The sequence below is a fragment of the Microcoleus sp. Z1_A1 genome, assembly GCF_036700305.1.
Classification (GTDB): Bacteria; Cyanobacteriota; Cyanobacteriia; order Cyanobacteriales; family Microcoleaceae; genus Microcoleus.
This window is the reverse complement of sequence record NZ_JAUBOR010000006.1, coordinates 71,379-85,735: the sequence shown is the minus strand read 5'-3', so window position 1 is coordinate 85,735 and position 14,357 is coordinate 71,379. Positions and strand designations below refer to the sequence as shown.

The 14,357-nt window shown below is 46.3% G+C and carries 11 protein-coding genes; 6 read left to right on the top strand and 5 right to left on the bottom strand.

Translation table 11 applies throughout. From position 1 onward, the window contains the following. Window positions 1–251: 251 nt before the first annotated feature. The 3 genes from QT973_RS05685 to QT973_RS05675 all read left to right on the top strand — a co-directional run bounded on the left by QT973_RS05685 (window position 252) and on the right by QT973_RS05675 (window position 4,545). On the top strand, window positions 252–1,730 hold the full coding sequence (locus tag QT973_RS05685; RefSeq protein WP_333390851.1) for a TldD/PmbA family protein: 1,479 nt from the start codon (window positions 252–254) through the stop codon (window positions 1,728–1,730). A gap of 125 nt (window positions 1,731–1,855) precedes the next feature. Then, a complete protein-coding gene (locus tag QT973_RS05680; RefSeq protein WP_333390848.1) occupies window positions 1,856–3,202 on the top strand; it encodes a TldD/PmbA family protein in 1,347 nt (448 codons plus the stop codon). 218 nt (window positions 3,203–3,420) lie between these two features. Continuing rightward, on the top strand, window positions 3,421–4,545 hold the full coding sequence (locus QT973_RS05675) for a THUMP domain-containing protein (RefSeq protein ID WP_333208715.1): 1,125 nt from the start codon (window positions 3,421–3,423) through the stop codon (window positions 4,543–4,545). Window positions 4,546–4,751: 206 nt separating this feature from the next. Here QT973_RS05675 and hpxZ read toward each other — a convergent pair whose 3' ends face one another. The 3 genes from hpxZ to QT973_RS05660 form a co-directional block, all read right to left on the bottom strand. After that, window positions 4,752–5,144 carry an oxalurate catabolism protein HpxZ gene (hpxZ, locus tag QT973_RS05670; RefSeq protein ID WP_333390846.1) on the bottom strand — a complete coding sequence of 131 codons (393 nt, stop codon included), beginning with the start codon at window positions 5,142–5,144 and terminating at the stop codon, window positions 4,752–4,754. Window positions 5,145–5,375: 231 nt separating this feature from the next. Further along, on the bottom strand, window positions 5,376–5,795 hold the full coding sequence (locus QT973_RS05665) for a peptidylprolyl isomerase (RefSeq protein ID WP_333337586.1): 420 nt from the start codon (window positions 5,793–5,795) through the stop codon (window positions 5,376–5,378). Between the two features lie 234 nt (window positions 5,796–6,029). After that, window positions 6,030–6,899, bottom strand: a complete 870-nt coding sequence (locus QT973_RS05660) for a prohibitin family protein (RefSeq protein WP_333337583.1) — start codon at window positions 6,897–6,899, stop codon at window positions 6,030–6,032. An 82-nt stretch (window positions 6,900–6,981) separates the two neighbouring features. Here QT973_RS05660 and QT973_RS05655 point away from each other — a divergent pair, with 82 nt between their 5' ends. Both QT973_RS05655 and QT973_RS05650 read left to right on the top strand, forming a co-directional pair. Beyond that, window positions 6,982–7,812, top strand: a complete 831-nt coding sequence (locus QT973_RS05655) for an RNA ligase family protein (RefSeq protein WP_333057084.1) — start codon at window positions 6,982–6,984, stop codon at window positions 7,810–7,812. Window positions 7,813–7,827: 15 nt separating this feature from the next. Further along, the gene (locus tag QT973_RS05650; RefSeq protein ID WP_333231474.1) at window positions 7,828–8,982 is read left to right on the top strand and encodes an AAA family ATPase; all 1,155 of its coding nucleotides are present in this window, start codon (window positions 7,828–7,830) and stop codon (window positions 8,980–8,982) included. Window positions 8,983–9,068: 86 nt separating this feature from the next. On the opposite strand, the gene QT973_RS05645 is transcribed toward QT973_RS05650, so the two are convergent. Beyond that, window positions 9,069–9,278: an acetyltransferase gene (locus QT973_RS05645; RefSeq protein WP_333057082.1), complete on the bottom strand. Its 210-nt coding sequence runs from the start codon at window positions 9,276–9,278 to the stop codon at window positions 9,069–9,071. Window positions 9,279–9,305: 27 nt separating this feature from the next. Continuing rightward, window positions 9,306–10,472, bottom strand: coding sequence for a zinc-dependent alcohol dehydrogenase (locus tag QT973_RS05640; protein ID WP_333057081.1), 1,167 nt, complete (start codon window positions 10,470–10,472; stop codon window positions 9,306–9,308). Between the two features lie 686 nt (window positions 10,473–11,158). Between QT973_RS05640 and mutS the strand changes: the two genes are divergently transcribed. Then, entirely contained in the window at window positions 11,159–13,786 is a 2,628-nt protein-coding gene (gene mutS / locus QT973_RS05635) for a DNA mismatch repair protein MutS (protein WP_333337580.1), read from the top strand. Window positions 13,787–14,357: the final 571 nt, after the last annotated feature.

Here is a 14,357-nt window from a genome sequence, read left to right as displayed (position 1 = left end):
AAAAACTCTACTTAGAAATGACATCAAATTCGTTGTCATCGGAATTATTTATCTCTCTCTTTTCTTCCTCTGCGGTCTCTGCGGCCTCTGCGGTTTAATCATTCCGAAAAAACCGTAAACGATATGAGAAAGACCTCTCTATTTCCTTCCTTCGCGCTCTACCCTTCGGGAACGGCTTCGCCGAACGCATCTTCGCGGTTTATTCCAATATGTTATAATAATTGACAACTAACGACGAATGACGAATAACTATGGTGCAATTAACTGCAAAAATCTCTGCTAACGAGTTAGCAAATTTGGCTGTAGATTTGATTCGGAAAACAGGTTGCGAGTACGGTGATGTACGTTTTTGCAGTTACCGAAGGCAGAATCTTTACGCGCGCGATCGATCTTTAAGTCAACTGTCAGATAATGTAAGTTCCGGTTTTGGCGTGCGCGTGCTTCTAGACGGCGCTTGGGGGTTTGCCGCCAGTCACAGCAAAACGCCGGCAGAGGTTGCAAGAATAGTCGCTTTGGCTGTAGAAATCGCTAAAGGCAGCCGCTTGACTCAAAAGGAACCGGTGCGGTTAGTGCCTGTCGAAAAATATGTCGATACCTACATTACTCCCATCGCCATTGACCCTTTTTCTGTACCCGTTGCTGAGAAAGCCGAACTGCTGCTAACTATCAACGAGAAGCTACTAGCACACGGCGCACAAGGCATCAAAAAAGCTTCTTCTTTTTTGCAGTTTAGCCGCGAAGACAAGGTTTTTGCTTCTACAGAAGGCTCGCTAATCGAACAAACAATCTACCGCTGCTATCCGGGTTTTAGCTGTACGGCAATTGCGGGCGGCGATGCCCAAAGTCGCAGTTACGATCGCCCGCCGCTTAATATCGGTTACGAACATATTAATCCCGATGATTTGTTGAGTCAAGTCGAAAGAGTTGCCGCTGAAGCTATTGAGAAAGTCCGCGCTCCTAAAATCCCGGCTGGTATTTGCAAATCCCTGATTCTCAAGCCGACAAATTTGTTCTTAACTATTCACGAATCGGTCGGACATCCAACTGAATTAGACCGGGTTTACGGCTACGAATCTAATTTTGCTGGCACGAGCTTTGCTACTACTGATAAGTTAAATAAACTGCAATATGCTGCACCTTGGGTGAATTTTAAGTGCGATCGCACTCAATCAGGTGGTCGCGGTACAATGGGTTACGATGATGAGGGCGTAAAATCACAAGATTGGTACGTTGTCAAGGATGGAATTTTAGTTGATTATCTCACTGACAGAGAGACGGCTTATCGCCTCGGACGCGGTAGCAGCAACGGTTCTGCTTACGCTGACAGTTGGTCGAGCGTGCCGATGGTGAGAATTCCCAATTTGGGATTGGAGCCGGGCCCGGATGGCGGCAGCCATACTGCTACTTTGGCACAGATGATTGCGGATACGGAAGACGGGATTTTAATCGACGGTATGGGTAGTTATTCGATCGACCAGCAGCGGCGCAATTTTCAATTCGGTGGCGATGCTTTTTGGAAGGTGGAAAAAGGTAAAGTTGTCGGTATGTTGAAGGATGTAACTTATCAGGCGATGACTACTGATTTCTGGAATCAAATAGATGCGATCGGGCCGGCTTCGGAGCTGGTTCAGTGCGGTACTCATATATGCGGAAAGGGCGAGCCGATGCAGGTTGCTCAGATGACTCACGCTTGTGTGCCGGTGCGAGTGAGGGATATTCAAATTGGGTAATAGGGCATGGGGCATGGGGCATCGGTTCTTAGTTATTAGTTAATTGCTAACAATGCCCAATTCGCAATGCCCAATTCGCAATGCCCAATTCGCAATGTCCAATTCGCAATGCCTAATTACCAATCATGATTGTAACAACATCGCCCGCAATTTTAAGTGAAGACCAAGCCTTATCTGTAGTAGAAAAAGCAGTCAAACTATCCAAAGCAGAGGAAGTATTTGTCAGTCTCTCTACTGGCGAGGAATCTCTTTCCCGATTTTCGGAAAATCAAATCAGCCAAAATATCAGCAAAACTGTATTTAGCCTGAACATTACTAGCTATTTCGGTAACAAAAGCGCCTCTGCTGCTGTTACAGAATTTGATGAAGATGCGATCGCCTCTGCAGTCAAGCGATCGGAAGAATTGGCCCGAATTGCGCCGGCAGACCCCGAATGGATGCCGCTGCTGCCGCCTCAAACCTACGATTTGCGATCGCCCGCATTCGACGCAGCAACGGCAACTGTATCGCCTCTAGCGCGGGCCGAAATGGTGCAGCAAGCGTGCGCCAGATCCTCCCAGGGGGGCGCTCATGGTTCGGGTACTTTGAGCACTGAGGCGTCGCTGTACGCGATCGCCTCGTCAACCGGACTCCGCGCCTGCAACCAGTCTACAGATGCGGATTTCAGCTTTACTGCTCGCGTTGAAGACGGTTCTAGTTGGGCGAAGAGCACTGCTTGGAGTATCAACGAATTGCCGATCGCCCAATTAGCAGAACAAGTGCTCGATCGGGCGAAATCCTCCCGCAACCCGCGCCCCATCACCCCCGGCGTTTATCCGGTAATCTTTGACGGCGCTGCTTTTGCGGGCTTGCTACCGTGGGTAATTTGGGGGCTGGATGCGAGGGCGGCGGATGAGGGGCGATCGTTTATGTCGATCGCCGATGCAGAGGGAAAACCCGCTGGAAACCGCGCGGGGGAACAACTTTTCAGCCCGTTAGTGCAAGTGCAGCGCGATCCGGCTCATCCTTTGTTGCGATCGAATACTTTTTTCGGCGACGGATTGAGCAATAACTATTTGGAAATCATCAGAGATGGCGTGCCTCAAAGTTTGTCTTATTCCCGCTACTGGGCCGCACAAAAAGGCAAAGAGGCAAAAGGTGCTTTTTACCCGATCGTGATGACAGGTTCCGACCAAAGTTTAGCAGATTTAGTTGCTCAAACCGAGCGAGGAATTTTCGTCAGTCGAGCTTGGTACGTGCGCTACGTGAATCCGAAAACTTTGGAAGTAACGGGAATGACTCGCGACGGTACTTTTTGGATTGAGGATGGCAAAATTGCTTACCCGATTAAAAACCTGCGTTTCAATCAAGTTTTACCTGATATGTTGCGCGATGTGGATGCAGTTAGTGCGGTGAAGCGTTACGGCGGTAGTGTCGTGCCCGGAGTGCGCGTGAAAGCTTTTAATTTCACGAGTATTACTGACAGTTTGTGACTCGCACATTTCTAACAATCTGTAGGGGCGGGTTTCACAAACAATCACAGCCAACAAAGAACAATCTCTCAAACCCGCCCCCACCCAGATTAATGCGAGTGATTTATCGTAAAGGTAGAGTATTTATTTTGATAGTTAGGATTAAAACCAGCTATTATAGTCATCAGTCTGGAGTCTGTTGTTAGTAACAATTCCCAATTCCCAATTACCAATTATCAATGAATCAATATTTTGCTACAGTTGCGCGCGGTTTAGAAACAATTGCCGCCCAAGAATTAGAACGTTTAGGGGCCCAGGATGTCAAGCCAGATTTTACAGGGGTTTACTTTGCGGGCGATCGGGCTTTATTGTACCGCGTCAATCTTTGGTCGAGAACAATTTTTCGAGTGCTAATGCCGATCGCCGAATTCCGGTGTTACAACTCGGATATGCTCTACCGCGAAGTGCAGAAAATCCCTTGGGACGAATACTTATACCCCGAAAATACTTTAGCAGTAAACTGCACCGGCGGCAACGAAAAGTTGAACCACACTCACTTTACAGCTTTGCAGGTCAAAAATGCGATCGCCGACCAACAGCGCCTGCAATTTAACAAGCGTTCTAATGTCGATGTAGAGCATCCCGATTTGCAAATTAACATTCACATTCATCAAGATAGAGCTATTTTAAGTTTAGACAGTTCTGGCGGCAGTTTGCACCGCCGGGGATATCGACCGGCGATGGGGCTTGCTCCCCTCAAAGAAACCCTAGCTGCGGCTTTGTTGGAGATGGCAGAATGGACGCCTGATTTGCCGTTTTTAGACCCGATGTGCGGTTCTGGAACTTTGCCTTTGGAAGCGACTTTAAAGGGATTGAATATTGCACCGGGATTGTTTAGAGAAAAGTTTGGATTTATGAGTTGGCGGGATTTTGACGAACCTTTGTGGGATGAATTGTGGGCGGAAGCGGAAAATAGTGAGTTACCGGAACTTAAAGAGGTGATTGCAGGGTGCGATCGCGATTCTGATATGTTAACTCAAGCTCGCACGAACGCGCAGCAAGCTGGTATTTCCGGTAAGATTCAGTTTGCTCAAACCGAGTTATCTCAGTTGGAAGCACCCGCAGACAGAGGCGTTTTGATTTGCAATCCTCCCTACGGAGAGCGCCTGGGAGATGCTAGCGAATTAGGAGATTTGTACAAGATGTTGGGGGATATTTTCAAGCATCGTTTTAAAGGTTGGAATGCTTTTATTTTGACTGGGAATAAGGAGTTGGGTAAAAAGGTGGGACTCAGGACATCCCGGCGGATTCCTGTTTATAATGGCTCGATTCCGTGTACTTTGCTCAAATATGAACTGTATTAGGGGATCGGAGCAGGGAAAACAGCGGTAATGAGGAAGCTACTGCAAAAGTGTAGAACCAAGAAAGGAGAAGAGAGGTGACAACGCAGAGAGAGGTACTAATAGTAAAGGAAAAAAAGAATATCTGCCGAATTACATGGCTCAACAATAATCAAATTCAAATACCGACTGGGGAAATTATTTCACCTTGATCTGAGGTATGTCACCGCTCATCCCTCCATCGGCAAAAAAGAAACGTGAGCGGAAACAATCTTCCACCCTTCAGGAAACTTCCGCCACATCTGACTCTGCCGCCCCAGCCGTACCACTCCATCGATTACACGGCGAAATTCCAGCGTCACAGCCGCCGTGTCTGCATCGAAAGTCACGACTTTGAGGTTGAACATTTCTCGATCGACATTTACAGGCGATCGTCCTTTGCGAAAAGCCCTCACCTCATCACTCCCGTACAGGTTCTCAGTCACCCCAAACCGCACGACTTCCGGCGCATCCCAGAACAAATTATCGAGAGTTTCAATATCATTCGTACAAAGAGCTTTTTCGTATTTTAAATATAGTTCAGTTAACTCAGTCACCACAGTATTATCATTGATAACAGTCATTCGATTTTAGATTTTAGATTTTAGATTTTAGATTGACACCACGGATAAATCTGGGGGCTTGAGGATGCAATGATTTTGGATTTTGGATTGATTCCACGGATAAATCACGTGGCGGGTACCATCAAGAAATTATTGGTCATAAATTGTAGATTTTAAAACTCTTAACTTTCACACGTTTTGTTTGCAATAAGGACTAAAGTCCTTACTACAAACGCCACTAATTAGAGGAAATTAATGCTCAATTTTGAGCGAAATAATCTTGTCACCTTGGCGGATAGCATTGACGACTGACATATCCTCAGTTTTGCCAAAAGTTGTGTGCACTCCATCTAGATGAGACTGGGGAGAATGGCAAATAAAGAATTGGCTACCACCCGTATCTTTACCTGCGTGAGCCATCGATAAAGTTCCTGCCTCATGTTTGTTCGAGTTGATTTCGCACTTGATTTTGTAGCCGGGGCCGCCCGTTCCATTGCCTTTTGGACAGCCACCTTGAATCATAAAGTTAGGAATGACTCGGTGAAAGGACAATCCATCGTAAAAACCTTTTTCCGCCAAGTCAACAAAATTCTTCACTGTGTTAGGCGCATCCGCATCAAACAATTCCAAATTGATTGTGCCTTTGTCGGTTTCCATAATAGCGCGGGTCATGATTTCTCCTGGTTCCTAAAATGAGTGTGTTGCCTGCGTGTTAATTGCGGACTTCGCTTTTATAACGACAGATTCAAACTGTCGTTATATTGTGGCTTTCAGAAGTGTAGCATATTCCGGCAACTCTCATAGGACTTATGTGCGCTTTCTGAGGAAACCCGGTTTATTCCGAGATTTGTGGTTAGCAAAGCCAATATTTTCGGAGACACCGGGCTTGTTACCCTCAGCCATATTTTAATCGTTGGTCACTGGCGGGCGATCGGGTTCTTCCTGAATATCGTTCATATTAAAAATGAAAGGAACCCGACTCGAACCTGCGCCCATAACCAGCACTTTTGGCATCTGAGCGCCGCCGCTTCTCCAAGCTTCGATCGCCTCTTTTTGCAGCACTAAATCGCCGCCCTGAGCCTTCAAAGTTTCAGCCAAAAGTCTTTGAGCTTCAGCCCTACCTTGAGCGCGGTTAATATCAGCTTGAGCCTGTTGTTCTGCTTCTTGAGCCACATAAACAGCCCTTTGCGCCCGCTGTTCAGCAACCTGTTTCTCCTCAACCGCTTTCGCAAAATCTGTGGAGAATCGAATATTAACAACGCTCGTATCGAGTACGATTACATCATACTTGGATAGCCTTTCCTTCAGCGCAGTATCAAAGTCTCGCTTCAGTTCACTTCTTTGAGTAATCGATTGTTCGGCGGTTCTCAGTGCAGCCGCTGTTTTAAAGGCTTCTTGCGTCTGAGGAGCAATTATTTTTGAGACTATATTCTCCAAGGTTCCTTGAGTCCTTCGGACATCAACTATTCTCGCAGGATCGAGGCGAAAGTTTATTGCAAAACTAGCATTTAAATCCTGAAGGTCTTTAGTAGCACTCTGGGCGGGAACTTCAAATTTTTGCACTGTTACATCGTACACATCTACCTTGGAGATCAGCGGGGGTCTGAGGTGAAACCCCTCTAACAATGCTCCATCTGTGGCTTTTCCTAAAACGCTAACCACCCCTGCTTCACCTGGATTGATGACGACAAAAGAGTTTAATCCCAGGAGTAGCGCGCCTACTAATAGAATCCCAGCGAATGCTGATGATATGCTCTGGAAACTTTGACTTTTCAACTTACACGCTCCTTTGTGATTATTCCATTATAATGGTTAAATAGATTCGGTCGCCTCTCAAGTCTCAAATCTCAAATCTAAAATGGATGGGTCGCCTCTCAAATCTAAAATGGATTGGCTGATGCTCAAAATTGTTAAATATCCTAGAACTTATCACATCGAAGGTTCGCGTTTCCAACCGGGTGATGAAGACCTCGACAGCGTGCCATTTAGCGCTTTGCTCGATCGCCCTCTAATTATAGAAGAAAAGGTAGACGGCGCAAATACAGGCATCAGCTTCGCACCAGACGGACAAATGCTGCTGCAAAGTCGCGGCCACTATCTCACCGGCGGGCCGAGGGAAAAACATTTTAACTTATTCAAGCAGTGGGCTTTCAGTCTCAGCGGAACCCTGGGAGAAGTGCTGGGAAATCGCTACATTCTTTACGGCGAATGGCTGTATGCGAAACACACTGTTTTTTATGATTTTTTGCCGCACTATTTTATGGAATACGATGTGCTGGACTTAGAAACCAGTCAATTTCTGAGTACAGAATCCCGCCGCAAGTTGTTAAGCGGACTGCCGTTAGCCTCCGTTCCCGTGCTGTTTTCTGGAGTTGTAAAATCTCCCAAGCAAATGATGCAGTTTGTGGAAAAATCTAATTTTATTCAACCGGGACATTTGGATCGGTTGCGTTTGTCCTGTCGGGAATTGGGATTAGATGAAGAACGATGTTTTAAAGAGACTGACAAGAGCGATCGCATGGAGGGGCTGTACATTAAAGTTGAAGAAGATGGCATAGTCAAGGCGCGTTACAAATACGTGCGTGCCAGCTTTTTGACTGCTATAAAAAATGCAGAAGGACATTGGCTAAATCGCCCAATTATACCGAATATTCTGCGTCCCGATGTGAATTTATTTAATTTTAGTTAACCCGCAGGTGAATTTATGAATGGACTGTTATCGCCCTCGGTCACTTGGACTTTTCCCTTTTGTCCCCAACCGCCCGATTGGTTTCTGGACTGGGACAGCATTCAAAATCATTTCGATTGGATTCAAAACTTAAAAGGATGTCAGCAAGACCCGATTTATCACGCCGAAGGAGACGTTTTAATTCATACCAGAATGGTCTGCGAAGCATTAATATCTTCCCCAAATTGGCGTCAATTACCCGTGCAAGAACGATCGATACTTTTTGCGGCCGCTTTGCTGCACGATGTCGCCAAACCAACCTTTACAAAAATCGAAGCCGATGGCAGAATTAGCTCAAAAGGTCACGCCCGCCAAGGTGCGAGAATGGTTAGACAAATTTTATCTCAATTCGAGCCGCCTGTGCAGTTTGAGATTCGGGAAACCGTGGTGGCGATCGTCCAATTCGGCAGTTTACCCATCTGGCTAATCGACAAACCCAACCCGCAGCAGTCGGTAATTAAAGTTAGTCAAGTTGTCCGCTGCGATTTCCTCGCACTTTTAGCCGAAGCAGACGTGCGCGGCCGACAGTGTAGCGACAGACAAGAATTGCTCGATAAAATAGAACTATTTCGGGAGTTTTGTCAAGAAAATAATTGTTTGGATTCTCCCCGACAATTCCCCTCAGCACACAGCCGATTTATCTACTTCCGCAAAGAGAACGGCCACCCGGATTACGAAGCATTTGACGACACTAAATGCGAAGTAATTTTGATGTCGGGATTGCCAGGAAGCGGTAAAGATTATTGGATTCGTAAAAATCTCCCAGATTTGCCAGTAATCTCGCTGGATGCACTGCGAAAAGAGATGAATGTCCCTCCCGACGAAACCCCTGGAAATGTGGTCACAGCCGCCAAACAAAGAGCGCGCGAATACATAAATGAGGGGCGTTCTTTTGTGTGGAACGCCACGAATACAACTAAACAAATGCGCCAGCAATTAATTAATTTTTTTGCCGATTATCAAGCGCGCATTCGGATTGTTTATCTAGAAGTACCTCTAGAAGAAATATTGCAGCGGAATCGATCGCGCACAGCAACAGTACCGCAAGCAGTCATTCGCAAATTAGCTGCGCGGCTGGATATTCCAGACATCACAGAAGCCCATCAAGTCGAGTGGATCGTTAACAATTAATCTCCCTTTTTACCTCAAACTGTTAGAACCCCGACTTCTTAAAGAAGTCGGGGTTCTGGATATTAGGTTTGGGGTTTCCCTTGATATCAATGAGTTTGATAATTTTCCTCAGTCCAGCAGCGCGGCAGATTTTCACCGGAAGGAAAGACTAAATTACTTTTTGGAAAAGTTGCTTTCTCTTGCTCTTCTTGACCAGCTTGATTTTTTCCCGACACTTCTTGTTTTGTAGGGCTGATTAAAGCATCTACATCGAGGATTTCAATCAAGTCGCCTGATTCTTTTTCTTGTAAAAGCATAGTTTCTCCTTGAAGGGTAAATGCGAGTTAGGGTTTGAGGACAACTTTGATGCAGTTGTCTTTTTTCTGTTTGAAAATCTCGTAAGCGTGGGGCGCTTCATCCAATTTCATTCGGTGCGTAATTACGAATGACGGGTCAATTTCGCCTTTTTGAACGCGATCGAGCAAAGGCCGCAAATAGCGGTGAACGTGCGTCTGTCCCATTTTCAGGGTCAAGCCTTTGTTGAAAGCTGCACCTAATGGCACTTTGTCAACGAAGCCGCCGTAAACGCCCGGAATTGACACTGTACCGCCCTTGCGACAGGCGAGGATCACTTGTCGCAGGGCCGTAGGTCGATCGCTCTCCAACCGCACGGCTTGCTTTGCTTTGTCGTACAAAGCGTCGAGACCGGTGCCGTGGGCTTCCATTCCCACCGCGTCGATGCAAGAGTCGGGCCCGCGTCCCCCCGTCATTTCGGTGACGGCTTCCCCGGCGTCCATTTCTTCATAATTGATGATTTCAGCTTTGGCCGCGGCCGCCATTTGCAAGCGTTCCGGTACGCGGTCGATCGCAATTACTCGATCGGCCCCCAGCATAAACGCGCTTCTGATCGCAAATTGTCCGACCGGCCCGCATCCCCAAACTGCTACCGTATCCCCCGGCTGAATGTCGCAGTTTTCTGCCGCCATGTAACCCGTCGGAAAGATATCCGTGAGGAACAATACTTGTTCGTCCGAAAGTCCGTCGGGAATTTTTAAAGGGCCGACATCTGCAAACGGAACCCGCGCGTATTCTGCTTGACCTCCTGCATAGCCGCCCGTTAAATGCGAGTAGCCAAACAGTCCCGCCGGCGAATGACCGAACATTTTTTCAGCCAGCCCTGCATTGGGGTTGGAGTTGTCGCACAGCGACCACAAATCGCGGTTGCAAAAGAAGCAACTGCCGCAAGAAATAGTAAAAGGAATGACGACGCGATCGCCCTTTTTTAAGTTCTTGACTTGGCTGCCGAGTTCGACTACTTCCCCCATGAATTCGTGCCCCATGATATCGCCCGATTGCATTGTCGGGATGAAGCCATTGTAGAGGTGCAAATCCGAGCCGCAGATTGCTGTAGACGTGATTTTAACTATCGCATCGCGCGGATTGATAATTGTTGGGTCTGGTACATTATCAACTCGCACATCATTTGCTCCGTGCCAGCAAAGAGCTTTCATTATTTTTTTTCCTCTATTTAACTACTAGCTAGCAGATTTTTGATTCTAAATCTTACCTTTACTAAGCCGATAAATTACTCGCTTCGATGTTTTTAATTGTAAGCATATAAAATATTTTATCTCTCTATCCGAGGTATAATTTAAAAATCTATCTTTCGGCTGTTTAAAATAACAAAAATGTAAAGTTTATGCCCCAAAAATGCGGAAATTTTGACTTTATTGTGTTAACGCCCAACCTTTATAGCAAGCACGCTCGACGGTTAAGACGTTCCTAATTGCTGAAATCATTGCGGAAGATTGCTTCTTCTTTCTTTTTACCCTGAGCGAACTTGAAAGGCTTTCAACATCTGCTATAACAGTTAATAACGAGATGGATGAGGTTGTTTTTGTGACTCGCCGATCCCTATCCTCTCACAATAGATAAAATATCCGCCCTAAGTCTCACTGTAGCGGCTGCTTGGACTCACATTAGATAAGTAGCGACATAAAAATTCTCAACTAAAAGCAAGTTTATCGATTATTAAGTAGGGTGCGTGACTTTTGTATAGCTCAACACTCTTCACCAATATTGACAATCACGCACCCTGCTTAAGGAGGAATAATCGTCAAATATTGTATATTAGTTATAGCTAAAAGCCGAGCTTGCGCTAAAGTTGTTAAAGATTAAAATTTATCGATCGCCTTTTATGCCTTACACTGCATCTACCCCAACAGACCCCCATCAACCCAACATCCGCAATGCCGACCACCGCTTACTAGAATTCACCAAGCTGACGCCGATGATGCAGCGGTATGTGGAAGTGAAAGAACAGTATCCCCACGCACTTTTATTGTTTCGAGTCGGAGATTTTTTTGAGTGTTTTTTCCAAGATGCAGTTACAATTTCGCGGGAATTAGAACTTGTTTGTACGAGTAAAGAAAGCGGCAAGGAAATTGGCAGAGTGCCGATGACAGGAGTGCCGCACCACGCCCTCGACCGCTACACCTCAATGTTAGTAGAAAAAGGCTATGCTGTAGTAGTTTGCGACCAAGTAGAAGATGCCTCGATTGCTGCTAAAGAAGGTCGTCAAGTCAAGCGAGAAATTACCCGCATTCTCACTCCCGGAACTTTGACTGATGACGGAATGCTCAAACCCAGACAAAATAATTTTTTAGCCGCAATTGTGATAGCGGGGGAACATTGGGGATTGGCTTATACTGATATTTCTACGGGAGAATTCGTCACTACCCAAGCCGACACTTTAGAACAATTAACCCTCGAATTGCTGCGCTTGCAGCCTTCGGAAGTCTTGGTGCCGACTAATGCGCCGGATTTGGTGACTATGTTGAGGCCCGGAGAGAAATCCGAGCATTTGCCCGATTGTTTGCCGAATTCGTTTTGCTATTCTTTGCGATCGCAAATTCCGTTTACTTTGTCCGAAGCAAAACAGAGAATCCTACAAAAGTTCAAAGTGCGATCGCTCGAAGGCATGGGATGCGGACACCTTTCCCTCGCAGTGCGCGCCGCCGGCGGCTTGTTGCAATATCTCGAAGAAACTCAAAAAGAAAAAGCAGTTTCTTTGCAAAGATTGCACACTTACACTCTCACCGATTTTCTCATACTCGACTACCAAACCCGCCGCAATCTCGAAATTACTCAAACAGTGAGAGATGGGGTTTTTCACGGTTCGCTGCTGTGGGCGATCGACAAAACCAGCACCGCAATGGGAGGCCGCGCTTTGCGCCGCTGGGTGCTGCAACCTTTGCTCAACATTAAAGGCATTTGCGCGCGACACGACACGATTCAAGAATTAGTAGAAAATAACGCCCTGCGCCAAGATTTGCAGCAGTTGCTGCGCCAAATTTACGACATCGAAAGACTGACAGGCCGCGCGGGTTCTGGAACAGCTAGCGCGCGGGATTTGGTCGCTTTAGCTGATTCTCTCTCGAAACTGCCGCAATTAGCCTCGATCGCAGCCCAAGGGCGATCGCCCTATTTGAAAGCGCTGCAAAATGTACCGCCACTTTTAGAAGAATTAGCAAGTAAAATTCACGCTCATTTAGTTGATGAACCGCCGATTCATTTAAAAGAAGGAGGTTTGATTAGATCGGGAATCAATCCCATGCTAGATGAAATGCGCCACACTGCATCAGCCGACCAAGAATGGATTGCCAATTTAGAAGCAACTGAGAGAAAACGCACCGGAATTTCTAATCTAAAAGTAGGCTACAATAAAGCTTTCGGCTATTACATCAGCATTACCAAATCGAAAGTAGACCAAGTGCCGAAGGACTACACCCGCAAGCAAACTCTCACCAATGAAGAACGCTATAGCACTGAAGAATTAAAAGAAAGGGAAGTGCGAATTCTGACAGCGCGGGAAGATTTAAATCAATTGGAATACGATATTTTTGCTAAAGTGCGATCGGAGGTAGGAGAACACGCCGAAATTATTCGCAACGTTTCCCGCGCCGTGGCGGCGGCCGATGTTTTGTGCGGTTTAGCAGAAGTAGCAGTTTACCAGAATTACTGCCGCCCGACTATGACAGAAAGTCGGGAAATTAAAATTATTGAAGGTTGTCATCCTGTGGTGGAAAAGTCTTTGCCGCCGGGATTTTTTGTACCTAATTCGGCTTTTTTGGGTCGGGAAGAATCGCTAAAGCGCCCAGATTTAATTATTTTAACCGGGCCGAATGCTAGCGGGAAAAGCTGCTACTTGCGGCAGGTGGGTTTGATCCAGTTAATGGCGCAGATGGGCAGTTTTGTGCCGGCGAAAGCTGCGAGTTTGGGAATTTGCGATCGGATTTTTACCCGCGTCGGCGCCGTCGATGATTTGGCAACCGGTCAGTCTACCTTTATGGTGGAAATGAACGAAACTGCAAATATCCTCAATCACGCGACGCCGCAATCATTGGTTTTGCTAGATGAAATTGGCAGGGGAACGGCGACGTTTGACGGACTTTCGATTGCTTGGTCTGTGGCAGAATATTTAGCAACTGAGATTCGGGCGCGGACAATTTTTGCGACTCACTATCACGAGTTAAATGAGTTAGCTTCTATTTTAGATAATGTCGCAAATTATCAAGTGACAGTGAAAGAATTGCCGGATCAAATCGTGTTTTTGCACCAAGTCCAGCCGGGAGGTGCTGACAAATCTTACGGAATTGAAGCGGGCAGATTGGCCGGTTTACCGCCGTCGGTGATTGACCGGGCTAGACAGGTGATGAAGCAGATTGAGAAACATAGCAAAATTGCGATCGGGCTGCGGAAAGGTGTTAAAAAAGATGGTAAAAAAGAGTCTGATGGCCAACAGTTAGATATTTTTGAGGATTGAAATTTTAGGTGGTAAAAAAATTGGTAGTAACTTCTATATTGCACCATTTTCAATAAGCCTTTCAGGGGCGGGTTCTCCGGCCCAACCCCTACTCCCCACAAGAAAATTCACTCTTTGTGGAACAGGCATCTTGCCTGTTCATAAAAATAGTGCAATATCTCAGTTACTACTTTTACTACAAACCAGGAACTCTCCAGCAACTCTAACGCCCATTTTGCAATTTTCTTACCTCTTTGTGCACGCTCATCCCTATTTCCAAAGCAGGCCGACTTGCTCAATCAGTTGAAAGCGCAGCGCAAAAAGTCGAGGGCGGACTTGGCTGATATCGACGCTATTCTGGGGCTTCTGGCGGAAGAGTACGGCTCAAACCTGGTCTAGGTATGGATTGTATTCAATTTGTATTCAAACGAGGCAGATTGTAGTCAAATCGTAGTCAATTTCTAGTCAATTAGACCCCTGACTTAGCCGTATTCTGAGCAATAAAAAACCTCAAACCGTTGATTTATCGTTGGTTTGAGGTTTTTATAGACATAAGCGGGCAGCGGGAATCGAACCCGCATAGTTAGCTTGG